Consider the following 25,313-nt stretch of genomic DNA (forward strand, 5'->3'; position numbering starts at 1 on the left):
TGTCGGTGGCACTCGCTAATGTGTTCGCATGGGCAGTAGTAGCGCGGTGCGGGAGGCGCGCAAGGAGATGCGTGCTCGGGCCGTCGCCCGCCGCCAGCGTGAGCAGGCCACCGGAGGCTGGGAGGCTCAGCGGGGCTTCGACGAGCTCGGCAGGCCGCTGCGCGACCTGACCTTCTGCGTGGTCGACCTGGAGACCACCGGCAACAGCCCCGACAACGGCGGCATGATCACCGAGATCGGCGCGGTGAAGGTGCGCGGCGGCGAGGTGCTCGGCGAGTTCCAGACCCTCGTCAACCCCCACACCGGCATCCCGCCGTCGATCGCCGTGCTGACCGGGATCACCAACTCCATGGTCGCCTCCTCCCCCACCATCGAGTCGGTGCTCCCGGCGTTCCTCGAGTTCGCGGAGGGCTGTGTGCTGGTCGCCCACAACGCCCCCTTCGACGTGGGCTTCCTCAAGCACTTCGCCGCGAAGCAGGAGCGCCCCTGGCCGCGCTTCGAGGTGCTCGACACGGTGAAGATCGCCCGCCGGGTGGTCACCCGCGACGAGGCGCCCAACCACAAGCTCGGCTCGCTGGCCCGGGTCTTCGGCTCCCCCACGACCCCCAACCACCGCGCCCTCTCCGACGCCCGCGCGACGGTCGACGTCCTCCACGGCATGATGGAGCGCCTCGGCAACATCGGCGTGCAGACCCTCGAGGACCTGGCCGTCTTCTCGGCCAAGGTCACCACCGCCCAGCGCAAGAAGCGCCATCTGGCCGAGGACCTGCCGCACGCCCCCGGCGTCTACCTGTTCAAGGACGACAGGGGCCGGGTGCTCTACATCGGCACCTCCAAGGACCTCCGCACTCGCGTACGCACCTACTTCACGGCCTCCGAGACCCGCTCCCGGATGGGCGAGATGGTCGGGCTGGCCGCGACCGTGCAGGGCATCGAGTGCGCGACGGCGCTGGAGGCGGGCGTGCGCGAGCTGCGGCTCATCGCCGAGCACAAGCCGCCCTACAACCGCCGCTCGCGACGCCCGGAGAAGATGCACTTCGTCAAGCTCACCCAGGAGCCATGGCCCCGACTGTCGCTGGTCAAGCAGGTGCTCGACGACGACGCCGACTATCTCGGCCCGTTCGGCTCCAAGAAGGTCGCCGAGAAGGCGCTCCAGGCGCTCCACGACACGTTCCCCATCCGGCAGTGCGCCGACCGGCTCCCGCTGCTGCCGCGCAGGACCCCGTGCGTCCTCGCCGAGCTCCACCGCTGCCTGAGCCCGTGCGACCAGAGCGTCCCGTCCGAGACCTACGCGGCCCTGGTGTCCCGGGTCCGCGAGTCGCTGCTCCACCGGCCCGACGAGGTGGTCGAGACGGTCACCGAGCGGCTCACCGGCCTGGCCGAGCAGGAGCGGTTCGAGGAGGCGGCCGTCCACCGCGACCGGCTGACCTCCTACCTGCGCGCCGCCGCGCGCACCCAACGACTCACCGGCCTGACCCGGCTGCCCGACCTCACCGCGATCCGGCGTGAGGACGACGGCCGCTGGGCGGTCCACGTCGTCCGCCACGGGCGCCTCGCCGGGGCCGGGGTGATCCCGCGTCAGGCCAACGCCCACGCCTACGTCGCAGACCTCCAGCTCAGCGCCGAGACGGTCCTGCCCGCCCCCGGCCCGGTGCCCGCCGCGAGCGCCGAGGAGACCGAGCTGGTGCTGCGCTGGCTGGAGTCCCCAGGCGTACGCCTCGCCCACATCGAGGGCGAGTGGACCTGTCCGATCGGCGGTGCGGGCCGGCGGGCAGCGGCGCTCTAGGAGGATCGGCTAACGTGACCTGCGTGATCACAGCGATCGTCTTCATCAATGCCGAGGTCTCCCAGATCCCCGAGGTGGCCGAGGCCGTCGCCGCCATCGACGGCGTCAGCGAGGTCTACTCCGTCACCGGCCAGATCGACCTGATCGCCCTGGTCCGCGTCCGTGCCCACGAGGACGTGGCCAACGTCGTCGCCGACAAGGTCAACAAGGTCCCCGGCGTACTCGAGACCGAGACCCACATCGCCTTCCGCACCTACTCCCAGGTCGACCTCGAAGCCGCGTTCTCCATCGGTCTGGACTAACGGGCGCAGCCCGTCTGGTGTAGCCGAGTCGGCGCATCTGCACGCTTGGAGCGAAGCGAAGCGAGCGATGCGTGCGGATGCGCCGACTCGGCGCGTAATCCCCTACAGCACGACGAGAACCCTCAACGCGCGGTAGCCGCAACCCACCGGTCGAGCACACCCTGAGCAGCCCCGGAGTCGATCGCGTCGGCAGCGCGGGCGATGCCCCCGGCGAGCCGCTCGTCGACGCTTCCGGACCCGGCGTCGTGGACGGCGAGAGCAGCACCGGCGTTGAGCACGACGGCGTCGCGTACGGCGCCCTTCTCCCCGGCGAGCAGACGGCGGACGACGGCGGCGTTGTAGGCGGCGTCGTCACCGCGCAGGTCCTCGGCGCTGGCGCGGCCGATGCCATGGTCGAGCGGCTCGACGGTCGCCTCGGTCACGACCCCCTGCGAGACCATCCACACGTGCGAGGTCGTGGTGGTGGTGAGCTCGTCGAGGCCGTCGTCGCCGCGGAAGACCCAGGCGTCGACGCCACGGCGGGCGAAGACGCCGGCCATGACCGGCGCGGCGGAGGCGTCGGCACAGCCGATCGCGGAGGACGCGGGGCGGGCCGGGTTGGTGAGCGGGCCCAGCAGGTTGAAGACGGTGGCGATGCCGATCTCGCGCCGCGCGGCGGCAGCGTGGCGCATCGCGGGGTGGAAGGCCGCGGCGAACAGGAAGGTGATCCCGGCCTCCTCGGCCACCTCGCCGACCCGGGAGACATCGAGGTCGAGCCGGATGCCGAGGGCCTCGAGCACGTCCGCCGATCCCGACTTGGAGGAGGCGGACCGGTTGCCGTGCTTGACGATCTTGGCCCCGGCACCGGCCGCGACGATCGCTGACATCGTGGAGATGTTGACCGAGAAGGACCGGTCGCCACCGGTGCCGACGATGTCGAGCACGCGCCCGGGCACGAAGATCGGGTTGGCCTTGGCCAACATCCCGTCGGCGACCCCTGCGAGCTCGTCGACGGTCTCACCCTTGGCACGCAGGGCCACCGCGAAGGCGGCGATCTGCGAGGGCGTCGCCTCTCCCGAGAGGATCTCCCCCATCGCCCACGCCGCCTGGTGCGCGGACAGGGACTGTCCCGCGACCAGCGTGGTGAGGACCTCGGGCCAGGAGTTGGGCGCGGACGTCATGCGCCAACGTTAACGGGCCGCAGCAGTCCCACGACCGTCCGGGCCAGCTCGAACGGGTCGAGCGGGTGCGGCACGGTGGCTTCCGCACGCGACCAGGTGCCGAGCCACGCGTCCTGAGGACGACCGATGAGGACCACGATCGGCGGAGCGTCCTTCACCTCGTCCTTGACCGCCTTCGCGATGCCCAGTCCGCCGGCCGGAGCGGTCTCACCGTCGAGCACGGCCAGGGCCAGGCCACCGGCGTCGAACTGTGCACGCACGGCCGGCTCGGTGGCCACCTCGACGTACTCCACCTCCGGCAGAGACGGGTGCGGGCGGCGCCCCAGAGCGAGGATCACCTGCTTGCGTACGTCGACGTCGTCGCTGTAGACGAGGATCTTCAGTGATTTCGAGGTGGTGTCGGTCACACCCTGATGCTAGCGCCAACACCATGCCCTGCGGCCACATGTCACACACCGAACCTGAGCGGTGTCCAAGGGTGTAGCAGCACCCTGAAACACGACACACAGGGTCCCAAGAAGACTCTGGAAAGGGGGCAGGACATAATGGCGGGCGTGGCGACAGTATCGACTCTTCCAACAGCCCGCCTGCACGGGCATCACGACCGTCCGAGCATGGTCAGCGTGGGGACGATCATCTGGCTCGCAAGCGAGCTGATGTTCTTCGCGGCGCTGTTCGCGGCCTACTTCACGATCCGCGCGGTCAGCCCCGAGGTGTGGGAAGCCAACACCTCCGGGCTCAACATCCCGTTCGCGGCGGTCAACACGACCATCCTCGTGCTGTCGTCGTTCACCTGCCAGTTCGGCGTCTTCGCCGCCGAGCGCGGCCAGGTCGGACGTAAGGGCTCTCTGCTCGCGATCCGCCTGTGGGGCCTGCGTGAGTGGTTCATCCTCACCTACCTCATGGGCGCGGTCTTCATCGCCGGTCAGGCGACCGAGTACGCAGCCCTGGTGCAGGAGGGCATCGCCCTCAACCGCGGCATCACCGGTCCCGACGACCCCTACGGCTCGGTCTTCTACCTGACGACGGGCTTCCACGGGCTCCACGTCACCGGCGGCCTGATCGCCTTCCTGTTCGTGCTCGGCCGGACGTACGTCGCCAAGCGCTTCACCCACGAGCAGGCCGTCTCCGCGATCGTCGTGTCCTACTACTGGCACTTCGTCGACGTGGTGTGGATCGGCCTGTTCGCGACCATCTACCTCCTCAAGTGACCAAGGACTGAATGTGCGTCTACTGAACCGCTCCGTCGGTCGACTGTCGCGGCACCGTCGCCGCCCGTTGGCCGGTGCCGCCGTGCTCCTGGTCGCCCTGTTGAGCACCGGCGGCGCGTACGCCGCGCTCGCCCCGGCCTCCCAGGCCGAGCAGGAGAAGGACAACGCTGCTCTCGTCGCCGAGGGCAAAGAGCTCTTCATGATCAACTGCTCCACCTGCCACGGCTCCAACGGTGAGGGCATCACCACCCAGAACGGGAAGCTCTACGGCCCCTCCCTGATCGGCGTGGGTGCCGCCTCCGTCGACTTCCAGGTCGGCACCGGCCGGATGCCGATGGCCCAGCCCGGCGCCCAGGTCGAGGTCAAGGACCCCAGCTTCAACCAGGACGAGATCGACGCCTTGGCCGCGTACGTCGCCAGCCTCGGCCCCGGCCCGGCCGTCCCTGAGCCGGAGCAGTACGACCCGGACACCTTCGCCTCCGAGGAGGAGCGTGAGGCGGCGGTCGCCCTCGGTGGCCAGATCTTCCTGACCAACTGCACCGCCTGCCACAACTTCACCGGCGCCGGCGGCGCGATGCCGCGCGGCGGCGAGGCTCCGAGCATCCTCAACACCGACCCGAAGCACATCTACCAGGCGATGCTGACCGGTCCGCAGTCCATGGACACCTTCTCCGACGGCAACATCAGCCCGGAGGAGAAGAAGGCTGTCATCGCCTACGTCGAGTCGATGAAGGAACAGCCCGACTACGGCGGCTTCAACAACGGTTCGCTCGGTCCGGTGACCGAGGGCATCGTCGCGTGGGTCGTCGGGCTCGGCGTCCTGGTGGCGTTCGCCGTCTGGATCGCCGCGCACACCACGCGCACCAACCAGACCAAGAAGGGATCTGCCAAGTGAGCAGCGACCTCAGCGAGATCGAGAAGCACGACGACTCGCACCCCGAGCTCAACGCGCACACCGACGCGTTGCTGCCCGACCCGGGCATGCACGAGCATCACTGGCGTCCCACCGACGTCGACCCCAAGGCGGAGAAGCGTGCCGAGCGCCAGGTGAGCGCCTTCTTCGGTCTCTCCGCGATCTGCTCGGTGCTGTTCGTCGTCGCGTACTTCACCATCGAGCCCGGCTACGACGGTGACGTCTGGGCCGGCTTCGGCGCCTCCAACCTGGCGCTGGGATCGAGCCTCGGCTTCGCCCTCCTCTTCCTCGGCATCGGCGTCATCCAGTGGGCCCGCAAGCTCGTCGTCGACATCGAGCACACCGAGGACCGTCACCCGGCCGCCTCCTCCCCCGCCACCCGCGAGGCCGCCGTCGCCGAGCTCAAGGCCGCGCTCCACGAGTCCGGCATGGCTCGCCGCCCGTTCATCCGCAACGCGATGATCGGCTCGGCCGCCCTGCTCGGCCTGCCCGCGGTCGTCATCCTCAGGGACCTGGGCCAGACCAACGCCCAGATCACCGAGGAGCAGCCCTACCCGGGCGCCGGCCTCGAGCACACCGTCTGGGATGCCGGCGTGCGGGTCGTACGCGACGTGGTCGGCACCCCGATCCGCCCGGGCGACCTGGAGATCGGTGACCTGGTCAACGCCGAGCCGGCGACGATCTTCGACGGCAGCCTGCACGGGGCGCCGCTGCAGATCGCCAAGTCGAAGGCGGCCACCATCCTGCTGCGGATGGACCCCAACGACATCGACAACGACGTGACCCGCAACTGGTCGGTCAACGGCATCGTGGCCTACTCCAAGATCTGCACCCACGTCGGTTGCCCGATCTCGCTGAACGAGCGCACCACGCACCACCTGCTGTGCCCGTGCCACCAGTCGACCTTCGACCTCGCCGACCACGGCAAGGTCATCTTCGGCCCGGCCGGACGCCACCTCCCGCAGCTGCCCCTGGGCGTCGACGCGGACGGCTTCCTGGTTGCCCTCTCGGACTACCCTGAGCCTGTGGGCGTCAGCTACTGGGAGCGCAACACCTACGACATCGACGAGATCTTCGACGACTGGTCCAAGGACCACGCCGCCGATGCTGAGCAGTACGGCTACAAGGAGGGCGGCCAGTGAGCACCGACACGTCCAAGGTTGCCGCCAGCAACGGCACCGAAGCCGCTGCCCCGGCGGGCAAGCCGACCAAGGCAGGCGCGGCCGCGAACTGGGCCGACGAGCGCCTCGGCATCGGCGGGCTGAGCAAGTTCCTCTCCCGCAAGATCTTCCCCGACCACTGGTCGTTCATGCTGGGTGAGATCGCGCTGTGGAGCTTCGTGGTCCTGCTGGTCACCGGCACCTTCCTGACCCTGTGGTTCAAGCCCTCGATGGCCGAGATCACCTACCAGGGCTCCTACGCGCCGCTGCGCGGCATCGACATGTCCGAGGCGATGGCCTCGACGCTGGACATCTCCTTCGACGTACGCGGCGGCCTGCTGCTGCGCCAGGTCCACCACTGGGCGGCGATGCTGTTCATCGCCTCGATGATGATCCACATGATGCGCGTGTTCTTCACCGGCGCGCACCGCAAGCCGCGTGAGATCAACTGGGTCATCGGCGCCACGCTGCTGCTCCTCGGCACGCTCGAGGGCTTCACCGGCTACTCCCTCCCCGACGACCTGCTCTCCGGCACCGGCATCCGGGCCGCGGACGGGTTCATGATGGCGATCCCCATCGTGGGGACGTACATCTCGTTCTTCCTGTTCGGAGGCGAGTTCCCGGGCGACGACATCATTCCACGCCTGTTCACGATCCACGTGCTGCTGATCCCAGCGCTGCTGCTGGCGCTGATCGGTGCCCACCTGATCCTGCTGATCTACCACAAGCACACCCAGTGGCCTGGCCCCGGACGCACCGAGAAGAACGTCGTCGGCTACCCGATGGTGCCGAACTACATCTCCAAGATGACCGGCTTCTTCTTCATCACCTTCGGTGTGACCGCCCTGCTCGGCGCCTTCTTCTCGCTCAACCCGGTGTGGAAGTTCGGTCCCTACGACCCGACCAAGGTCACCGCCGGCTCGCAGCCTGACTGGTACATGGGCTGGCCCGACGGCGCGCTGCGCATCATGCCGGGCTGGGAGTCGCACTTCTGGGGCTCGACCTGGTCGTGGAACATCTTCTTCCCGGTCATCGTGCTGCCGATGGCGGCCTGGATGGTCGTGCTGATGCTCCCGTTCATCGAGGCCTGGATCACCGGCGACAAGCGCGAGCACCACCTGCTCCAGCGCCCGCGCAACGCTCCGACCCGCACCGCCACGTTCGTCGCGCTGATGACGTTCTACGCGGGCTTCTGGGCCGCCGGCGGCAACGACATCATCGCGATCAAGTTCGACCTCTCGATCAACCAGATCACCTACTTCCTGCGGGCGTTCGTGTTCCTGGGTCCGATCGCGGCGTTCATCATCACGCGTCGTTGGTGCATCTCGCTGCAGCGTCACGACAACGAGAAGCTGCTGCACGGCTACGAGACCGGCACGGTCATCCGTACGCCGGAGGGCGCCTACCACGAGAAGCACCTCCCGCTTCCCGAGGACGAGGCCTTCGCCATGACCGTCCGCGACCGCGGCCGGGCCGGCGAGGAGCCGGAGCTGAAGAAGAACGGCAAGCTGTCGCTCCGCGCGAAGCTCCGGGCCTTCTACTACGACCACGACGTGGACAAGCCGACCCCCGAGGAGCTCAGCGAGGCGCACCACCACGCCGAGCACGTGGCCCACGAGCTGGCCGCCCACGAGGGTCACCAGGTCGACGGTCACGACTTCGACGATCACCGTCACTCGGCGATCGAGGAGCCCCTCAGCCGCTGAGTTGAAGTCGTACGCCACGTGGCGCCGTTCCCTCCGGGGGACGGCGCTACGTGCGTTTCTGGGCGCTCCAGCGGCCGAAACCCGGTTGCCCGCGACCGGACGCGGATCCTAGGGTCCAGCACATGACCGGCCTCCAGGCTCGACTCCGAGCCGACCTCCTCACCGCCCGCAAGGCGCGCGACAAAACGGCGACAGCCGTGCTCCGCTCCACGCTCGCTGCCATCGCCAACTCGGAGGCGCTGCCGGTGGCGGAGACTGCCCTCTCGGTCGACGGACCGATCGCCGGCGCCGCCGTCGGTGTAGGCGCCACCGAGGCCGCGCGGAGGGATCTGAGCGACGAGGAGATCCGCGGCATCATCACCGGCGAGCAGACCGAGCGGCTGAGCGCCGCGACGGACCTGGAGTCCCACGGCGCGGGCGAGAAGGCGGAGCAGCTCCGCGCCGAGGCAGACCTTCTCGCGGCGTACCTCTGAACCATGCCGAGTCGGCGCGTTCTAACGCGCCGACTCGGCCTTGTTGGGGTGGTCAGCCCTGCGGGTCGAGCTCGCCGCCGACGACCTCGAGCACCCGGGCGCGTACGTTGGCTGCAGCCTCGGGGTCACGGGCTGCCACGGCGGCGACGAGTGCGTTGCCGAGGATGAGCTGCGGGATCCGGATGATCGAGTCGAGCTCCTGGCGGAACCCGGCGCGACCGCCCTGCGGGGTGACCAGCTCGACCTCGGCGAGCTTAGTCAGCTGGGTGCCGGTGAAGGAGGTCAGCGCGATGACGGCCGCTCCCCCGGCGACGGCCGCCTGGGCGACCTGGATGGTGGGCGCGGTGGCGCCGGTGCCGCTGACGACGACGCAGACGTCGCCCGGCTGGAGCAGACGGGCCCGGATGAGCTGGTCGAGATGGTCGCTGGGCGCGACGGTGCTGAGTCCCTGGGAGCCCAGTCGCATCGCGATGTCCTGGGCGACCGGCGAGGAGACGCCCGTGCCGGCGACCAGGATCGAACGGGCCTCGGCGAGCAGGTCCACGGCCCGGGTGACCTGCTCCTCGGAGAGGAGCCCGACCATGTCGGAGGCGGAGTCGGCGATGTCGGCGAAGAAGGAGCGCACCACCGTCAGCGGGCTGCCTCCCTCGGTCGTCTCGGTCTTGGCCGTGCCCAGGTCGCGCGCCAGCAGCACCTTGAGGTGCGGGAAACCGCGGAACCCGAGTCTCTGCGCGGCTCTGACCACGGTCGCGGTCGAGACGGAGGCCTCGGCGGCGATCTCGGCGGTGGTCGCCTCGATGGCCCACTCCGAACGGGTCAGCACGACCTCGGCGACCGCACGCTCGGAAGGGTTGAGCCGCGGCATCGCGGCCCTGATGGCTGGAAGAACCGGCGCACTCGTCATGCCGCCACCACAGTGGCTTCGGCGCCGTGCAGGATCCGGTGACGCAGCGCTGCTGACAGCTGGTCCACCAGGATCGTCACGATGATGATCACAGCTAGCATGATTCCACCCCACTCCCACTCACGGCCCCGAAGGACACGGTTTAGTAACGCACCAATTCCACCGGCGCTCACCACGCCGAGGATCGCGCTTGCCCTGATGTTCACCTCGAAGCGGTAGAGCCAGAACGCCACCGTCTCCGGCATCATCTGCGGGATGACGGCCGTGCGGATCCGCTGCCACCACGTCGCACCGGCCGCCGTGACGGCCTCGACGGGACGCGGGTCGACCGCCTCGATGTTCTCCAGCGTCAGCTTGCCGAGCGAGCCGATCGAGTGGATGCCGATCGCCATCGCGCCGGCCATCGGGTTGAGCCCGAAGAGCGGCAGCATCACGATCACCGCGAGCAGGATCTCCGGCACCGCGCGGATGGCGTTGAAGAAGAGCCGCACCGGGAGGCGTACGACCAGCGGCGCGGTGGTGGAGGCGGCCAGGAACGCCAGCGGGAACGAGAACAGCGCGCCCACGCAGGTGCCGATCCAGGCGAGCGCCACCGACTCCCCCATCAGCTTCAGCGCCTGCAGCCACCAGTCCCCGTAGGTGAGCTCCGGGTCCGCCTGGCCCTCGGGATGCGCCCCCGGCCAGGTGAGCACGCCGTCGAGCATCTGCCCGGCGTACTGCATGATCTCCCCGGGGAACTGCGGCAGCCGCTCCCACTTGGCATCGTCCAGCGACCATCCGGCCACCAGCACGATGCCGATCAGCACCAGACCGGCCGCGGTGTAGGGCCACTTCGGCGGCGGCTTCGGCCGCGTCGTCGCTGTCGCCGAGGTCATACCAGCCTCCGGCGCAGGAACTGGGAGAGCAGGTCGATCCCGACGACGACCGCGAAGATGACGATCACGACCGCCGCGAGCTGCGGGTAGTCGCCTCGGGTGAAGTAGAGGATGATCAGCTGCCCGATCCCGCCGGCCCCGACCGCGCCCAGCACCACGGAGGCGCGGATGTTGAGCTCGAAGACATAGAGAACGTACGAGGCGTAGTTGGGCAGCACGGCGGGCACGATCGCGACGCGGGCGCGCTGCCAGCGGGTCGCCCCGGCGGCGTCGAGCGCCTCCAGGGGGCCGGGATCGACGGCGTCGATGCTCTCCGAGGTCAGCTTGGCGACGATGCCGATGTTGAAGATGGTCAGCGCCAGGATCCCCGGGAGCGGACCGGTGACGACGGCGACGAAGACCAGCGCGTAGGCCATGTCGGGCAGCGACCGGATCACCGACATCACCGGCTTCGTGACCCGGTAGACCGCGGGCGGCGCGCTCACCTTGGAGCCCAGCAGAGCCACCCCGAGGGCGATCAGGGAGCCCACGAAGGTCGCGATGACCGCGATGGCCACGGTCTCCTTCAGCGCGGTCCACAGCCGCGAGGACGGGTCGGTGATCTCCGCCCACTCGGGGTGCACGACCTCCTCGAGGATCATCGTCAGCATCGGCCATTGCTCGACGACCGGCGTGAGCGAGAAGTCGATCGCCCAACCCGCCACCACGGTCACGGCGACCGCGCCCAGGATGCCCCCGATGAGGAGCGGGCTCGGCGGCGGCTGCGGCGGGCGTTCCTGCTTCGGCGAGCCGCCCGGGCGCTCGAGGGTCGCCTGACTCATGCCAGGACGTCCTCGGCGGTCAGCGAGCGGCCGTAGATCCTCTCGAAGACTGCGTCGTCGGCCTCGGCCGCGGGGCCGTCGAAGACCACCTCACCCGCACGCATGCCGATGATCCGATCGGCGTAGCGCCGGGCGAGATCGAGGAAGTGCAGGTTGACCACAGTGGTGATACCGAGATCGCGGTTGATCCGTTGCAGGTCACGCATGACCAGGTTGGCCGTCGGCGGGTCCAGGGAGGCGACCGGCTCGTCGGCGAGCACCACCGACGGCTGCTGCGCCAGCGCACGGGCGATCGCGACCCGCTGCTGCTGCCCGCCGGAGAGCTGGGAGGCGCGTACCCACGCCTTCTCGACGATCCCGACGCGCTCCAGCGCCTCGAAGGCGATCTCCTTGTCGGCCTTGGTGTGCAGCCCGAGGGCCGACCGCGCCCACGACTGGGCGTGCAGCCGGCCGGTGAGCACGTTGCCCATCACCGAGCGGCGGGTGACCAGGTTGAACCCCTGGAAGATCATCCCGATCTCGGCGCGCAGCCGGCGCAGCCGGCGCCCGCGCGCCGTGGCCACCTCGGTCCCGCCCACCGACAGCGATCCCGAGGTGACCGGCACCAGGCCGTTGATCGTACGGACGAGCGTCGACTTGCCGGCCCCGGAGAGCCCGACGACCACGACGAACTCCCCCGCCGGGATGGTCAGGGAGACCTTGTCCAGGCCGCGGGTGCCGTTCGGGTAGACCACCGAGACGTCGTCGAAGACGATGCTCATTCGCCGAAGTTCTCCTCCACGGACTTCGCCTTCTTCAGCGCGGCGGAGTCGACCTTCTCCAGACCCTCGATCTCGTAGACCGCCTCCAGCGTCTTGAGCCCTTTGGGGTCCTTCGCCATCGCGGTGAAGGCGTTGGTCACCTTCGTACGCAGCTCCTTGGAGAGGCCGGCGGCGACGACGATGCCGTCGTTGGGGATCTCGGTGGAGTAGGCGAAGACCACGACCTCGGAGGCCACCTTCGGCTCGTCGGCCGCGACCTCCTCGCGGGCGTCGTCGAAGCTCACCCCGATCGGGTAGTCATCGCGCGCGACGGCCAGGACGGCGGCGTCGTGGTCGCCGGCGAACTGCGCGTCGAGGTCGACCAGGGCGTCGCCGCCGGTGACCTGACCCCACTGGGTGGCCGGGTAGTAGTAGCCGGAGGCGGAGCCCTGGTCGACGAAGGCGATCGAGGTGCCGGGCTTGATCTTGGCGAGCGCCTCCTCACCGGCGGGACCGGTCTTGGCGGCGTCGGTGCCGTTGCAGTACTTGAAGCCCTCGACCACCTTGACCTCGTCGGCGCAGTAGGTCTCGGGGTCGTTGGTGAACCACTGGGTGTGGTAGGTCCCCGAGCCGAAGCGCACCGACTGCAGGACCGGCACCGCGCCGGCCTGGTCCTCGGCCTGGACCATGCCGATCGGGCCGAGCATCGCGACCTGGGCCTGGTCGGCCTTCATCGCCACGATCGCGGCGGCATAGCTCTCGGTCACCTCGGCGCGTACCGGGATCCCGATCTTGTCGCTGAGGAAGGACTCCAGGCCCTTCGCACTCTCGGTGATCGAGTCGACGTCGCCGGAGGGGACCAGCGACAGCACGATCTCGTCGGGATCCTCCGCGGGCGCGGCGCTCTCCTCACCACCACCGCAAGCGGCGAGCGAGAGGGCGAGCGATGCGGCGGCACCGACCGCCAGCAACCGGTTCCTGGGGGTTCTCAACATTGGACAGACTCCTTGAGGGGGTGAGCTGCTATGAAGGATGACGGGTCACTCGACCAGTCCGAGACTGCGGGGTACAGGTCGACTAACGATCCTGCACGAACATGTGCCGGTCCCTGCCGGCGGTCGAAGGCGTCAACGTATGCAGCAACACAACCACGCTCGACGGCGGGGGCAAGGTCATTGCGCCAGATGTCGCCGACCGACATCAACCACTCGGGTGTGTCGGCGGCACCGACGTGGTCGAGGAAGCCGTCCAGGTGCCCCTTCATCCGGGTCGGTTTGAGCGCGTCGGTGCACACCTCGTCGACCACGTCACGCACGCCGAGGTGCTCCAGGATCGCGTCGAGGCCGCGGCCGCCGGGCGAGTTGGTCAAGATCACCCGGTGCGCGTCGATCCCGTCGAGCAGGTCGATGAGCCCGTCGGGCGTGCGGATGTCGCCCGGTTGCTCGCTGATCGCCTCCCGGCTCGCGACGTACGCAGCGCTGAGCTGCTCCTCGGAGACCCCGGCCGCCAGGCCCAGGATCTTGACCGCCTCATAGCCGTCCTGAGCGCCCGTCAGCGTCTTCGGGGCGGTCTCGGGCAGTCTCTGCCCAAGGAAGGCCGCTGCGGTCTCCAGAAGCGCCTCAGGGGCGTCGGTGAGGTCCGCCACCCGGGTGGCGTAGAGAAGTGCCGGTGTGTCTCCGAGACACACCGTGCCGTCCAGGTCGAGCACCAGCACAGGCCGAGGCAACGAGTCCACCTTCCAAGGCGGCGCGGGCCGTCGGGGTCAGCCCTGCGCAACGCGATTACGTGTTAGGTGGAACGTAGGTAAAGTCGCCATCAGGTTCAAGCATCAACCACACGATGTCGCACGCTAATTACTGCAATGCACAATGTGGACTCAGGCGAGGGCAGACCCCGCCCGGTATTCGTCGTAGGAGGTGTTCCAGTCGCCCCAGCCGTTGCTGAAGGTCATCTGGCGGTTGGTGCCGACGGTCTCGACGACGTCACCGCGGCGGGTCATGTCGTAGAGGAACTTGGCGTTCTCGTCGCTCATCCCGGTGCACCCGTGGGAGACGTTGGCGTTGCCCTGCTGCGCGACCGACCACGGCGCGCCGTGGATGAACTCACCGGAGAACGTCAGCCGCATGGCCCACTTCACGCCCTCCATGTTGTAGTACTCCCGGTCGCCCTGGTTGATCCCGATGGTCTCGGAGTTCATGGTCTTGCGCTTGAACTTCTCGATGATCACCTTCACGCCACTGCGGGTGATGAACCCTTCCTTGCCGGTCGTGATCGGGATGGTCCGGATCTTCTGCCCGTTCTTGAAGACTTCCATCTGGTGGGTCTGCGCGTTGGCCCGGTAGATGTGCGCGTCACCGGTCTTGAACGTGATCTCGCGGTCCTTCTGGCCGAAGATGCCGCCACCGGCGGGGACCGAGTTGATGTTGAGCTTCACGTTGATCGTGGAGTTGGCCTGCCAGTAGGTGCGCGGGCGGTAGTGCACTTCCTTGTCGCTCACCCAGTACCACGACCCCTCCTGCTTCGGGGTCGACTCGACGATCATCTTCTTCTCGAAGGCGGCCTTGTTCTTCACCGGCAGGTCGTACGTCACGATGATCGGCATCCCGACGCCGACCGTCTCGCCGTCGAGCGGCGCGATCGACGGGTAGGTCTGCCGGTCCAGGCCGAGGTCCTCGGTCGAGAACTTGATCTGGCTCGTCTGCTCCAGACCGTCGTCGCCGGTCGCGGTGACCGCGAGGGTGTAGGAGGCGGTCGGCTCGAGCACCTCACCCGCGCTCCAGCTGAGCCCGTCCTCGGTGATCGTGCCCCGCACCTTGGTGCCCTTGGCGCCGGTCAGCATGACCTCGTCGAGACGCCCCTTGGCCACATCGACCTTGACGACCTTGTCGACCGCGACGCCGGTGGCGTTGTCCTCGATGTTGGACGTGATCTGCACCGTCGGCTCGGCGGGCTTCTTGGGCTCCTTCGAGGCCGGGTCCGCCCCGCACGCGGCGAGAACCGGGGCGAGGGCTGCCGCTGCGGTGGTCAACAGCACCCGGCGGCGGGCAAACACGGACGGGCGGCGAAACGGTGACTGCGTTGACACGGTGAGACTGCTCCAGACCTGATTCATTTACCCCGACGCCCTGAACCGGGACGTGGGCGCGATAACCCTACCGGGCATCACCAAGAGCTTCCCAAGAAGGGAAGCGGGGCCCGATCCATCTCGGATCGGGCCCCGCGTACGTTCATCTGCTCAGTGCTTGAACTCGCCTCGGTAGTACTCGAAGTTCCAGCCGGCGAGGGCCAGCAGGCCGAGCACGGCGGCGATGATGAGGAGCCACCAGGCGGCCATCGCGACGGCGAGGACCACCAGACCGAAGGTGAGGCCGGCCCACAGCGGCCACCAGGAGAACGGCGGGAAGAAGCCGTACTCCCCGGCGCCCTCGGCGATCTCGCCGTCCTCACGGTCCTCGGGACGCGGGTCCATCTTGATGGCGTGGAAGCCGAGGTAGACGGTGATCATCGCGAACAGCAGCGTGCACATCACCAGCGCCGAGGTGCCGGTCCAGTCACCGCCCTCCTCGGAGGCCGCGGTGACGAACCAGTAGGCCGGCGTGACCAGCACCATGAAGGCGGTGCAGACCACGAAGATCCAGGCTTCAGACTTCATCGGGGTCAGCCTTCCTTGTTGGAGCTGGTGGAGGCGAGATCGTCTTCATCGTGCTCCAGCGCGGCGATCTCCGGGTGGTGGAGGTCGAAGGCCGGGGACTCCGAGCGGATCTTCGGGATGGAGACGAAGTTGTGGCGCGGCGCGGGGCAGGCGGTGGCCCACTCCAGCGAGCGGCCCCAACCCCACGGGTCGTCCACCTCGACCTTGGGGGCGTTGCGCGAGATGTAGAGGTTGTAGAAGAACGGCAGCATCGACAGGCTCAGCAGGAACGCGCCCACCGTCGAGAACTGGTTCAGGAAGGTGAACCCGTCGCTCGGGAGGTAGTCGGCGATGCGTCGCTGCATGCCCTCGACACCCAGCCAGTGCTGGACCAGGAAGGTCGCGTGGAAGCCGACGAACAGCAGCCAGAAGTGAACCTTGCCGAGGCGCTCGTCGAGCATCCGGCCGGTCATCTTCGGCCACCAGAAGTAGAAGCCGGCGAACATCGCGAACACGACGGTTCCGAAGACCACGTAGTGGAAGTGCGCGACCACGAAGTAGGAGTCGGAGACCTGGAAGTCGAGCGGCGGGCTCGCCAGGATGATGCCGGTCAGACCACCGAAGAGGAAGGTCGTCAGGAAGCCGATCGACCAGAGCATCGGGGTGTCGAAACTGACCGATCCGCCCCACATCGTGCCGATCCAGTTGAAGAACTTCACGCCTGTGGGCACGGCGATCAGGAAGGTCATGCCGGAGAAGAACGGCAGGTTGACCGCGCCGGTGACGAACATGTGGTGCGCCCAGACCGCCACCGAGAGGATCGCGATACCGAGGGTCGCGGCGACCAGGCCGACGTAGCCGAAGATCGGCTTGCGGCTGAAGACCGGGAGGATCTCGGAGATGATGCCGAAGAACGGCAGCGCGATGATGTAGACCTCGGGGTGACCGAAGAACCAGAACAGGTGCTGCCACAGGATCGGGCCACCGTGGGCGGCGTCGAAGACGTGGGAGCCGAACTGGCGGTCGGACTCGAGCATCAGCAGCGCGGCGGCCAGGATCGGGAACGCGATCAGCGCGAGCAGCGCGGTGATCAGGGTGTTCCAGGTGAAGATCGGCATCCGGAACATGGTCATGCCCGGCGCCCGCATGCAGATGATCGTGGTGATGAAGTTGACCGAGCCGAGGATCGTGCCCAGACCGGCCATGTAGAGACCCATGATCCACAGGTCGCCACCGACACCCGGGGAGTACTGCGCGCTGGACAGCGGCGTGTAGGCGAACCAGCCGAAGTCGGCCGCGCCGGTCGGGGTGAGGAAGCCGCTGGCCGCGATCAGGCTGCCGAAGAGGTAGAGCCAGTAGCTGAACATGTTGAGCCGCGGGAAGGCGACGTCAGGCGCGCCGATCTGCAGCGGCATGATCACGTTGGAGAAGCCGAAGAACAACGGCGTCGCGAAGAGCAGCAGCATGATCGTGCCGTGCATCGTGAACAGCTGGTTGAACAGCTCGTCGTTGACGACCTGCTGGCCCGGGAAGGCCAGCTCCGAGCGCATCAGCAGCGCCATCAGGCCGCCGATCAGGAACCAGACGAACGACGTGACCAGGTACATCTTGCCGATCAGCTTGTGATCGGTGGTGGTCAGCAGCTGGTAGATCTGCGTTCCGAGCGGCTTGCGGCCCTCGGTGACCGGGCGCGCAGCGGTGGCGGTCACTCGCCCTCCTCCTCGTGAGTGGGGATGTCGTCGGCGGGGCGGGTGGACTTGCCACCACCGAGCAGCGGGCGCTCGGCCTCGAAGCCGTTCTGCGCCAGCGTGTCGACGTAGGACTTGTAGTCGCTCTCGGAGAGGATCGCGACCTTGAAGATCATCCGGGCGTGGTAGACGCCGCAGAGCTCGTAGCAGGCGCCGCGGAAGGTGGTGCCCTCGATGAGGTCCTCCGCGCTCGGGTCGAAGGTGGCCGTGGCCTCCTTCGTGGTGATCGAGTAGTGGTTCACCCGACCCGGGATGACGTCCATCTTCATGCCGAAGTCCGGGATGCCGAAGTTGTGGATGACGTCGGCCGAGCGCAGGTTGAACCGCGTGGTGGTCTCCTCCGGGAGGACCAGCGTCGGGATGTGCGAGCCCGTGCCCACGACGTAGCCGTAGCTGTCGTAGGCGAACTCGTCGTCGACGAGGTTCTCGTCCGCGCTCAGGTCGGGCTCACCGATGCCGTGGTTGAAGGTCCACTGCCACTGCTGGCCGGTCACCTCGATCACGTTGGTCGGGTTGCCGTCCTTCAGCATCTCGTTCTGGACCTTGACGGTGTGGTCGAAGAACACGATCACCATCAGGACCGGGGCGATCGTGTAGAAGATCTCCAGCGGCAGGTTGTAACGCGTCTGGACCGGGACGTCGGCATCGCTGCGGCGCCGGTAGCGCCAGATCGCCCAGAAGATGAGCCCCCAGGTCAGGACACCTGTGATCAACGCGGCGATCCATGCGCCCTGCCACAGGGCGAGGTTGTGCTCCCCCTGCTCAGAACGTGGCTCGGGGAAGCCGAAACGCGCCGCCTCGTCCGTACAGCCACTCAGCAGGAGGGCGCCGGCCGTCAGCGTCGCCACCAGCGCACCACGTCGGGCGCGGGCGTGGGACGGAGTCGTTCCGGCCCCTGGCAAGTGCAGACCCACTACGAGCCTCTCTCTCATGCGAACACTCAGATGTCGGCAGACTACCGCGACCGCCTCCGGATTCATCTTCAGGGGTTCCTCATGTCGCGTATGGCTACCGTTGGGTTCTGTGACCGACCGCTTCACCTACCTCGACGCCGCCTCGGCCGAGCCCCTCCATCCCGCCGCGCGGGAAGTGCTGCTCGCCGCGGCCGATCAGGGGTACGCCGACCCCCGCCGCCTCCACCGTCCGGCCCGTAACGCCGGGCTGCTGCTCGCGAACGCCCGCGAGGTCGTCGCCGAGGCGCTGGGGGTGCGTCGGGATGAGGTGCTTTTCACATCCTCTGGGACCGCCGCCGTGCAGGCCGGCCTGCTGGGGCTCGGATCAGGTGGCATAGGTCACAGTGCCGTCGAGCACCAGGCCGTCATCGACGCCGCACGATGGTCGCAGCGCTCCCCCGTCACCGAGCTGGCCGTGGACGGCGAGGCCCGGGTCGAGGTCGCCGCCGTCCGGGAAGCGGTGCAGAGCGGGGACGTCGACGTGATCGCGGTCCAGCAGGCCAACCACGAGGTCGGCACGCTCCAGCCCCTCGACGAGGTCGCCTCCGCCGCCGGCACGGCATCCCTCTTCGTCGACGCCGGCGCCGCCATGGGGCGGCTGCCGCTGCCGTCGGTCGGAGACGCGATCGCCGGCTCCGCCCGCAAGTGGGGCGGCCCCGGTGGTGTGGGAGTGCTGGTCGTACGCCGGTCCGCCCGCTGGCGCTGGCCGTTCCCGGGCGACGAGTGGTCGCGTACGGATCAAGGCTTCACGAACATCCCCGGGGCCTTGGCGGCCGCCGCCGCGCTCCAGGCGGTCGTCGCCGAGCGCGAGGAGGTCAACGCCCGCCAGCACGAGCTGGTCGCGCTGGTCAGGGAACGCGTCCGGACGGAGATCCCGGACGTGGACGTCGCCGGCCCCGCCGAGGGCCGCCTCCCCCACCTGGTGACCTTCTCGGCGCTGTACGTCGACGGCGAGGCGCTGGTGACCGCGCTGGACCGCATCGGCGTCGGTGTCGCCAGCGGCTCGGCCTGCACCTCCGACACCCGCGAACCTTCTCGGGTGCTTGCTGCCATGGGAGCGCTGACACACGGTAACGTTCGGCTATCGCTGACCCGCGACACGACGCGAGAGGATGTGGAGCGCGTGCTCGACGCACTGCCCGGAATCGTCAAGGACCTGCGCGCCGAGGCCGGTCTGTGAGCGCGCCGACCGTCACCCTCGACTGCCGCGGCCAGGCCTGCCCGCGACCGATCATCGAGCTCGGCCGCCACCTCGGCGACGTCGAGGTCGGCGAGGTCATCGCCGTCGCGGCCGACGACGTGGCCGCCCACCACGACGTACCTGCCTGGGCCCGCATGCGCGGCCAGGAGTTCGTCGGCGAGGTGGAAGCCGAAGACGGCGTACCCGTCTATCGGATACGCCGTCTCAGCTGAACGGTTTCGCTGAGGGTCGATCTCGACCCGCAGTCGCGGCTTCGCAAGCTCAGCCGCGCGCTCGCTCGATCCCTTCGCGTTGCGACCCTGCTCGCTTCGCTCGCAGGGTCGCAGGCTCAGGCCTTGATGTGCGGGGCGATCTGGTCGGCGGCGGTGTCGCCGTAGGACTCGCGGACCCGGGCGACGAACTCCTCGGCGGTGAAGGAGTACTCCTGCGGGCCGACGGTCTCGACGCAGTAGGCGGCGAGGACGCAGCCGACCTCGGCGGCCTGCTCGAGCTCGCAGTCCCAGGCCAGCGCGGCCAGGAAGCCGGCTCGGAAGGCGTCGCCGACCCCGGTGGGCTCGATGGCGTTGACGTTCTTCGCGGCGGGCAGCTCGATCGCGTCCTCGCCCTTGCGCTGGATGCGTACGCCGTCCTTGCCGAGCGTGGTGACCTGGGTGCCGACGCGGGCGAGGACCTCGTCGGCGGACCAGCCGGTCTTCTGCTGGAGCACGTGCGACTCGTACTCGTTGGTGAACAGGTACGCGGCGCCGTCGACCAGCTCACGGATGAGCTCACCGTCGCCGAAGGCGAGCTGCTGGCTCGGGTCGGAGATGAAGGTGTAGCCGCGCTGGCGCGCCTCCTGGGTGTGGCGCTTCATCGCGTCGGGGTCGTCCGGCGCGATCAGCACGAACGACGGCTCGCCGACCTTGTCGGCGATCGGGCCGAGCTCGATCTCGCGCGCCTCGGCCATCGCGCCCGGGTAGAAGCTGGCGAACTGCGCCATCGCGGTGTCGGTGGTGCACACGAACCGCGCGGTGTGCAGCGTCTCGGAGACGTGCAGGTGGTCGCAGTTGACGCCGTGACGCTCGAGCCAGGAACGGTAGTCGGCGAAGTCCTCACCGACCGCTCCCACGAGCACCGGCGCCAGGCCGAGGTTGGCCAGGCCGAAGGAGATGTTGGCGCCGACGCCACCGCGGCGGATCTCGAGGTCGTTGACCAGGAAGCTCACCGAGAGCTTGTCGAGCTGGTCGGCGACCAGCGAATCGGCGAACTTTCCACCGAAGCTCATCAGGTGGTCAGTGGCGATGGAGCCTGCGATCAGGAGTGAACCGGACATGCGCGGAACCCTACCGGCGAGACCTCGGGCGACGTTAAGGCTCGACCGTAGACAGCAGATGAAATATTACCGCTGAGTCGGCCTTCTGCTACTGATTGGTAGTGCTTAGCGTCGTTTGCATGACAGACATGCGCGTTCCATACGACGACCTCGACAGCCCCGCGCAGCTCTGCGCCGACTGCGCCGCCGCCGACAGCGCGCTGCGCCTGCCCGCGCCACGGGTGCGCGAAGCGGCCCGCCCCGCGCCCGCCATGCGGATGCAGGCCCGCGAGCCGGGCGACACCGCCATGCTCGAGGCCTGCGGACACGTCGCCGACGACCTCGCCCTGACCTGATGGTCGGCGGCTTCCAGAAACGTGGGGGCCACCAAATACGAGCAGCCCCTGCCTATGCGGCAGGGGCTGCTGTCGTTCTGGGACTCAGTGGAACGAGTCGCCGCAGGCGCAGGAACCGGTGGCGTTGGGGTTGTCGATGGTGAACCCCTGCTTCTCGATGCTGTCCACGAAGTCGATCATGGCGCCGTTGAGGTAGGGAACGCTCATCCGGTCGACGACGACGGAGACACCGTCGAAGTCGGTGACGACGTCACCGTCGAGGGTGCGCTCGTCGAAGAAGAGCTGGTAGCGCAGGCCGGAGCAGCCGCCGGGCTGCACGGAGATGCGCAGGCTCAGGTCGTCGCGGCCTTCCTGCTCAAGGAGGCTCTTCACCTTCGCGGCGGCAACGTCGCTCAGGTTGATGGAGTCGGCGCGGCGTTCGGTAGTCTGCTCGGTCATGTAGCTGGGCTCCCTGTGCGTGGGTGCGGGTGTGTCTCAAGGTCAATCGTCGCACATCATCGGTTATTCCCGCTGGTCGGCGGACCACGTCCGGGCCACCCTGGCGGCGACCTGGACCAGGGAGTCGTACGCCTGGCTGAGCGCCTGCTCCTCGCCGACGCTGTCGACGAGCGAGTAGGCCGCGTCGATCCCGAGCGTACGCATCTCGCGCCCGCTCATGCTGACCTTGCCGGCCAGCACGATGCAGGGCCGCAGCGCCTGCTCGGCCAGCCTGGCGACCCCGGCCGGCACCTTCCCGGCCGCGCTCTGCGGGTCGAAGGAGCCCTCACCGGTGATCACCAGGTCGGTCCGGGCGGCCAGCTCGGGCAGTCCGAGCAGGTCGGCGACGACGTCGAACCCCGGACGTCGGGTGGCGCCGAGGAGCAGCAGCGCGAACCCGATCCCACCGGCCGCTCCCGCGCCCTTCTCGGTCGCGGTCTTGCGTGACGTGGCGGCGGCCAGGTCCTGGAGCACGCCGTCCCAGCGGGGCATGGTCTCCTCGGCCAGCCCCTTCTGCTCGCCATAGACCTTGATCGCGCCGAAGAGCCCGGTCAGCGGGTTGTCCACGTCGCTGGCGATCACGATCTCGAGGCCCGGCCTCTCGGGGAGCGTCACCTCGGTGATGCCCTCGAGCCCGGCGACGCCGGCATCGAGCGGCCGGTCCGCGGTGGCGCCGAGCGCGGCGAGCAGCCCCGCTCCGCCGTCGCTGGTGCCCGAGCCGCCGAGGCCGACCACGACCGTGCTCGCGCCGGCGTCACGGGCGGCGAGCAGCAGCTGACCCACTCCGTACGAGCTCGCCTGCTCCGCCCCCTTCCCGCCGGTCAGGTGCAGCCCGGCGGCCTGGGCCGACTCGACGTAGGCGGTCTCGCCGTCGACCAGCACCTGCGCCGTCACCGGCTCACCGTGCGGGCCCCTGACCTCGACCTCGTGGAGGTCGCCACCGAGGACGTCGTGCAGCAGCTCGAGAAAACCCGGCCCGCCGTCCGCTATCGGCGCGAGCGAGAGCTCGTCGCGGGGCGCCGTACGCCGCCAGCCCTCCGCGATCGCGGCGGCCGCCTGGGAGGCGGTGAGCGTGCCTGCGTACTTGTCGGGGGCGATCAGCACTCGCATGGCCGAAACCTACCCGCGCACGGAAGCACCAGGTGTCCCACCTGACATTTTTGGTGTCGTAACCATTCCGCATGCGTCGCGTTAAGGTCGTTTCGTGCGGATCTTCGGGCGGCGCGGGGCCGGCGACTCAGAGACCAGGCGGATCAACGGCTTCTGGACCTGGTGGGCCCAGAAGGGAGCTCTGGCCTGTGGTGCGGCGCTCGACGCCGACGACCAGGACGCTCTCGTCTCGCTGCTGGCCCGGCGGGTCGACGCGATCGAGGCCGGTCTGAGCTGGGAGGTGGGCCCCGGGCCGCTGGGCGGCCGGCTGCTGGTCGTCTCGGCCGGCGGCAACCCCGACCATCGTGCGCTGGCACGCCGCTGGCTGCTCGCCGCCCCCGAGCCCGACGGCGTCTCACCCTGGGAGTTCAGCGACCAGCGCCCGCCCGTCGACGATCCGGTCGAGGCGGTGCTCACCACGCCTGGCGGCGCCGCGATCCGGCTGGCCGACGTGCTGGTCGCCGCCCGGCAGAGGGGCGCCCACTTCGACCTCACCCTCTTCCACCCGGCCTTCCCCGACCTCGCCGACGACGCCCGTCTGCAGGTCGCCTTCCATGCTCTCGATACGACGCTGGGCGAGTCCAGCACCGAGCTGTGGATCGGCGAGGTCGAGACCACCACCGCCCGCCCCCGCGACGGCTTCGGCCTCGACGGGCTGAGCGTCGCCGTACGCAATCTCCGCAAGGAGTACGTCGACCCCGACGGCAACCCCGCCTGGGTGCTGCTCCACGGGGAGAGCCCCCAGGGGCCGGTGATCGCGAGCGCGGTCGTGCCCCTGCACCCGGTCACCGCCCCCAACCTGACCCATCACGTCGGCGTGATGGTCCCCTACGTCGGCTTCGCCGAGCGAGGTCTCCCCTCGCCCGACGCTCTGCGCGAGCTCGGACAGCTCGAGGACCGGCTCGCCACGACCCTCGGCCGCGACGGCCGCGTCGTGGCGCACGAGACCACCAACGGCGTACGCGTTCTCCACGCCTATGTCGACCCCACCACCGCAGCCCCGCAGCGACTGGAGGAGACGGTCGACGGCTGGGCCCACGGCGACGTCGTCACCCGGGTCGACACCGACCCGGCATGGGATGCCGTGCGCCCCCTGCGAGTTTGAGCCCGTACCACCATGTGACCCATGCCACGAGGGCGCCGAGCCCTCGACATGTATTATCGTCATCATGACGACTGTCGACCTCCCGCTGCTCCCTCTGGGGCGCGGCACCGACCTGAACTCCGAGCGTGGCGTCGAGTGCCCCGGCGACCTGCCGGCCGCCTCCGACCCCGACCTGGTCAAGCGCGCGCTCGCCGCCAAGGAGAAGCTGGGCGAGAAGGTGTTCGTCCTCGGACACCACTACCAGCGCGACGAGGTCATCCAGTTCGCTGACGTGACCGGGGACTCCTTCAAGCTGGCTCGCGACGCCGCCGCCCGGCCGGACGCGGAGTACATCGTCTTCTGCGGCGTGCACTTCATGGCCGAGTCGGCCGACATCCTCACCTCGCCCTCGCAGGCGGTCATCCTCCCCGACCTCGCCGCCGGTTGCTCGATGGCCGACATGGCGCGGCTGGGCCAGGTCGAGAAGGCCTGGGAGGCGCTCGCCGAGGCGGGCGTGGCCGAGCAGGTCGTGCCGGTGACATACATGAACTCCTCCGCCGACATCAAGGCGTTCTGCGGGCGCCACGACGGCGTCGTGTGCACCTCCTCCAACGCGCAGGCCGTGCTGGAGTGGGCCTTCGACCAGAAGGACGACGCCAAGGTCCTCTTCTTCCCCGACCAGCACCTCGGCCGCAACACCGCGGTCCTCAAGCTCGGCATGTCGCTGGGCGACTGCGTGGTCTGGGACCCGCTCAAGCCCGGTGGCGGCCTCAGCGCCGAGGAGCTGCGGGCGGCGAAGGTGATCCTGTGGAAGGGCCACTGCTCGGTCCACGGCCGCTTCTCCCCCGACACCATCGACGACCTGCGCGCCGAGATCCCGGGGGTTCAGATCCTGGTCCACCCCGAGTGCCAGCACGAGGTCGTCCTCAAGGCCGACCTGGTCGGCTCGACCGAGTTCATCATCTCGACGATCGAGGCCGCTCCTGCCGGCTCGGCCTGGGCGATCGGCACCGAGCTCAACCTGGTCAAGCGCCTCGCCAACGCCCACCCGGACAAGCGGATCGTCTTCCTCGACCGCACCGTGTGCTACTGCTCGACGATGAACCGCATCGACCTCCCCCACCTCGTCTGGGCCCTCGAGTCCCTGGCCGAGGGTCAGGTCGTCAACCGCATCGAGGTCGACCCCGACACCGAGCGCTACGCCAAGCTCGCCCTGCAGCGCATGCTCGACCTGCCAGGCAAGACCCAGGACGACTGACCACCCCTCGCCGAGGCGTCAGCCCGGTCGGCCGAGTTGGCACCGGCCTGCCGTCTCGGCCGACGGGAGTGACGTCTCGGCCGACCGGAGCGACGTCTCGGCCGACGGGAGTGA

General features: G+C 69.0%; 27 protein-coding genes. 12 read left to right on the forward strand and 15 right to left on the reverse strand.

From position 1 onward, the window contains the following. Nucleotides 1-67 precede the first annotated feature (67 nt). Together ABT304_RS23395 and ABT304_RS23400 are read left to right on the forward strand one after the other, a co-directional pair. Complete coding sequence (locus ABT304_RS23395; RefSeq protein WP_502890422.1) at nucleotides 68-1,786, forward strand: DEDD exonuclease domain-containing protein; 1,719 nt, start codon at nucleotides 68-70, stop codon at nucleotides 1,784-1,786. Between the two features lie 23 nt (nucleotides 1,787-1,809). Next, nucleotides 1,810-2,088, forward strand: coding sequence for an Lrp/AsnC family transcriptional regulator (locus tag ABT304_RS23400; protein WP_141803873.1), 279 nt, complete (start codon nucleotides 1,810-1,812; stop codon nucleotides 2,086-2,088). 122 nt (nucleotides 2,089-2,210) lie between these two features. On the opposite strand, the gene trpD is transcribed toward ABT304_RS23400, so the two are convergent. Beyond that, nucleotides 2,211-3,248, reverse strand: coding sequence for an anthranilate phosphoribosyltransferase (trpD, locus tag ABT304_RS23405; RefSeq protein WP_350718891.1), 1,038 nt, complete (start codon nucleotides 3,246-3,248; stop codon nucleotides 2,211-2,213). Beyond that, nucleotides 3,245-3,655, reverse strand: coding sequence for a hypothetical protein (locus tag ABT304_RS23410; protein ID WP_160024381.1), 411 nt, complete (start codon nucleotides 3,653-3,655; stop codon nucleotides 3,245-3,247). The genes trpD and ABT304_RS23410 overlap by 4 nt, the downstream gene beginning before the upstream one ends. A 138-nt stretch (nucleotides 3,656-3,793) precedes the next feature. Between ABT304_RS23410 and ctaE the strand changes: the two genes are divergently transcribed. The 5 genes from ctaE (at nucleotide 3,794) to ABT304_RS23435 (ending at nucleotide 8,711) form a co-directional block, all read left to right on the forward strand. Next, nucleotides 3,794-4,459: an aa3-type cytochrome oxidase subunit III gene (ctaE, locus tag ABT304_RS23415; RefSeq protein WP_350718892.1), complete on the forward strand. Its 666-nt coding sequence runs from the start codon at nucleotides 3,794-3,796 to the stop codon at nucleotides 4,457-4,459. A 13-nt stretch (nucleotides 4,460-4,472) separates the two neighbouring features. Further along, nucleotides 4,473-5,354 carry a cytochrome bc1 complex diheme cytochrome c subunit gene (gene qcrC, locus ABT304_RS23420; RefSeq protein WP_350718894.1) on the forward strand — a complete coding sequence of 294 codons (882 nt, stop codon included), beginning with the start codon at nucleotides 4,473-4,475 and terminating at the stop codon, nucleotides 5,352-5,354. Then, complete coding sequence (gene qcrA, locus ABT304_RS23425; RefSeq protein ID WP_160024383.1) at nucleotides 5,351-6,514, forward strand: cytochrome bc1 complex Rieske iron-sulfur subunit; 1,164 nt, start codon at nucleotides 5,351-5,353, stop codon at nucleotides 6,512-6,514. Before qcrC ends, qcrA begins: the two co-directional genes overlap by 4 nt. Continuing rightward, a complete protein-coding gene (qcrB, locus tag ABT304_RS23430) occupies nucleotides 6,511-8,238 on the forward strand; it encodes a cytochrome bc1 complex cytochrome b subunit (RefSeq protein ID WP_160024384.1) in 1,728 nt (575 codons plus the stop codon). The genes qcrA and qcrB overlap by 4 nt, the downstream gene beginning before the upstream one ends. Nucleotides 8,239-8,360: 122 nt before the next feature. After that, nucleotides 8,361-8,711, forward strand: coding sequence for a GatB/YqeY domain-containing protein (locus ABT304_RS23435; protein WP_350718896.1), 351 nt, complete (start codon nucleotides 8,361-8,363; stop codon nucleotides 8,709-8,711). Nucleotides 8,712-8,763: 52 nt separating this feature from the next. Here ABT304_RS23435 and ABT304_RS23440 read toward each other — a convergent pair whose 3' ends face one another. From ABT304_RS23440 to ctaC, 10 genes are all read right to left on the reverse strand, one after another. Next, nucleotides 8,764-9,615 (reverse strand): MurR/RpiR family transcriptional regulator, encoded by an 852-nt coding sequence (locus tag ABT304_RS23440; protein WP_160024386.1) that lies wholly within the window; start codon nucleotides 9,613-9,615, stop codon nucleotides 8,764-8,766. Further along, nucleotides 9,612-10,490 carry a phosphonate ABC transporter, permease protein PhnE gene (gene phnE, locus ABT304_RS23445; RefSeq protein WP_350718898.1) on the reverse strand — a complete coding sequence of 293 codons (879 nt, stop codon included), beginning with the start codon at nucleotides 10,488-10,490 and terminating at the stop codon, nucleotides 9,612-9,614. The genes ABT304_RS23440 and phnE (ABT304_RS23445) overlap by 4 nt, the downstream gene beginning before the upstream one ends. Then, on the reverse strand, nucleotides 10,487-11,311 hold the full coding sequence (phnE, locus tag ABT304_RS23450; protein WP_350718900.1) for a phosphonate ABC transporter, permease protein PhnE: 825 nt from the start codon (nucleotides 11,309-11,311) through the stop codon (nucleotides 10,487-10,489). Before phnE (ABT304_RS23450) ends, phnE (ABT304_RS23445) begins: the two co-directional genes overlap by 4 nt. After that, the gene (phnC, locus tag ABT304_RS23455) at nucleotides 11,308-12,072 is read right to left on the reverse strand and encodes a phosphonate ABC transporter ATP-binding protein (protein ID WP_350718902.1); all 765 of its coding nucleotides are present in this window, start codon (nucleotides 12,070-12,072) and stop codon (nucleotides 11,308-11,310) included. Before phnC ends, phnE (ABT304_RS23450) begins: the two co-directional genes overlap by 4 nt. Next, nucleotides 12,069-13,046 carry a phosphate/phosphite/phosphonate ABC transporter substrate-binding protein gene (gene phnD, locus ABT304_RS23460; protein WP_350718904.1) on the reverse strand — a complete coding sequence of 326 codons (978 nt, stop codon included), beginning with the start codon at nucleotides 13,044-13,046 and terminating at the stop codon, nucleotides 12,069-12,071. Before phnD ends, phnC begins: the two co-directional genes overlap by 4 nt. Continuing rightward, nucleotides 13,040-13,777, reverse strand: a complete 738-nt coding sequence (locus ABT304_RS23465; protein WP_350718906.1) for an HAD family hydrolase — start codon at nucleotides 13,775-13,777, stop codon at nucleotides 13,040-13,042. The genes phnD and ABT304_RS23465 overlap by 7 nt, the downstream gene beginning before the upstream one ends. A gap of 150 nt (nucleotides 13,778-13,927) precedes the next feature. Beyond that, nucleotides 13,928-15,136 (reverse strand): L,D-transpeptidase, encoded by a 1,209-nt coding sequence (locus tag ABT304_RS23470; protein ID WP_350718908.1) that lies wholly within the window; start codon nucleotides 15,134-15,136, stop codon nucleotides 13,928-13,930. A gap of 150 nt (nucleotides 15,137-15,286) precedes the next feature. Next, nucleotides 15,287-15,703, reverse strand: a complete 417-nt coding sequence (locus ABT304_RS23475) for a cytochrome c oxidase subunit 4 (RefSeq protein WP_350661547.1) — start codon at nucleotides 15,701-15,703, stop codon at nucleotides 15,287-15,289. A gap of 5 nt (nucleotides 15,704-15,708) precedes the next feature. After that, a complete protein-coding gene (ctaD, locus tag ABT304_RS23480) occupies nucleotides 15,709-17,391 on the reverse strand; it encodes an aa3-type cytochrome oxidase subunit I (protein WP_350718910.1) in 1,683 nt (560 codons plus the stop codon). Further along, nucleotides 17,388-18,278 carry an aa3-type cytochrome oxidase subunit II gene (gene ctaC / locus ABT304_RS23485; protein WP_160024393.1) on the reverse strand — a complete coding sequence of 297 codons (891 nt, stop codon included), beginning with the start codon at nucleotides 18,276-18,278 and terminating at the stop codon, nucleotides 17,388-17,390. Before ctaC ends, ctaD begins: the two co-directional genes overlap by 4 nt. A gap of 175 nt (nucleotides 18,279-18,453) precedes the next feature. Here ctaC and ABT304_RS23490 point away from each other — a divergent pair, with 175 nt between their 5' ends. Continuing rightward, nucleotides 18,454-19,563: a cysteine desulfurase family protein gene (locus ABT304_RS23490; RefSeq protein ID WP_350718912.1), complete on the forward strand. Its 1,110-nt coding sequence runs from the start codon at nucleotides 18,454-18,456 to the stop codon at nucleotides 19,561-19,563. Further along, nucleotides 19,560-19,796, forward strand: a complete 237-nt coding sequence (locus tag ABT304_RS23495) for a sulfurtransferase TusA family protein (protein WP_350718914.1) — start codon at nucleotides 19,560-19,562, stop codon at nucleotides 19,794-19,796. Before ABT304_RS23490 ends, ABT304_RS23495 begins: the two co-directional genes overlap by 4 nt. A gap of 116 nt (nucleotides 19,797-19,912) precedes the next feature. On the opposite strand, the gene ABT304_RS23500 is transcribed toward ABT304_RS23495, so the two are convergent. Beyond that, on the reverse strand, nucleotides 19,913-20,896 hold the full coding sequence (locus ABT304_RS23500) for a carbohydrate kinase family protein (RefSeq protein WP_350661557.1): 984 nt from the start codon (nucleotides 20,894-20,896) through the stop codon (nucleotides 19,913-19,915). 119 nt (nucleotides 20,897-21,015) lie between these two features. Between ABT304_RS23500 and ABT304_RS23505 the strand changes: the two genes are divergently transcribed. Next, complete coding sequence (locus ABT304_RS23505; protein WP_160024397.1) at nucleotides 21,016-21,231, forward strand: hypothetical protein; 216 nt, start codon at nucleotides 21,016-21,018, stop codon at nucleotides 21,229-21,231. An 84-nt stretch (nucleotides 21,232-21,315) separates the two neighbouring features. Here ABT304_RS23505 and erpA read toward each other — a convergent pair whose 3' ends face one another. Together erpA and ABT304_RS23515 are read right to left on the reverse strand one after the other, a co-directional pair. After that, complete coding sequence (erpA, locus tag ABT304_RS23510; RefSeq protein WP_008363173.1) at nucleotides 21,316-21,669, reverse strand: iron-sulfur cluster insertion protein ErpA; 354 nt, start codon at nucleotides 21,667-21,669, stop codon at nucleotides 21,316-21,318. Nucleotides 21,670-21,732: 63 nt separating this feature from the next. Then, on the reverse strand, nucleotides 21,733-22,818 hold the full coding sequence (locus ABT304_RS23515; RefSeq protein WP_350718916.1) for a glycerate kinase family protein: 1,086 nt from the start codon (nucleotides 22,816-22,818) through the stop codon (nucleotides 21,733-21,735). Nucleotides 22,819-22,912: 94 nt separating this feature from the next. On the opposite strand from ABT304_RS23515, the gene ABT304_RS23520 reads away from it, so the two are divergent. Both ABT304_RS23520 and nadA read left to right on the forward strand, forming a co-directional pair. Next, complete coding sequence (locus ABT304_RS23520; RefSeq protein ID WP_350718918.1) at nucleotides 22,913-23,962, forward strand: DUF695 domain-containing protein; 1,050 nt, start codon at nucleotides 22,913-22,915, stop codon at nucleotides 23,960-23,962. A 64-nt stretch (nucleotides 23,963-24,026) separates the two neighbouring features. Then, nucleotides 24,027-25,199 (forward strand): quinolinate synthase NadA, encoded by a 1,173-nt coding sequence (nadA, locus tag ABT304_RS23525; RefSeq protein ID WP_350718920.1) that lies wholly within the window; start codon nucleotides 24,027-24,029, stop codon nucleotides 25,197-25,199. Nucleotides 25,200-25,313 lie beyond the last annotated feature (114 nt).

The sequence above is a fragment of the Nocardioides sp. NPDC000445 genome (assembly GCF_040300245.1).
GTDB lineage: Bacteria > Actinomycetota > Actinomycetes > Propionibacteriales > Nocardioidaceae > Nocardioides.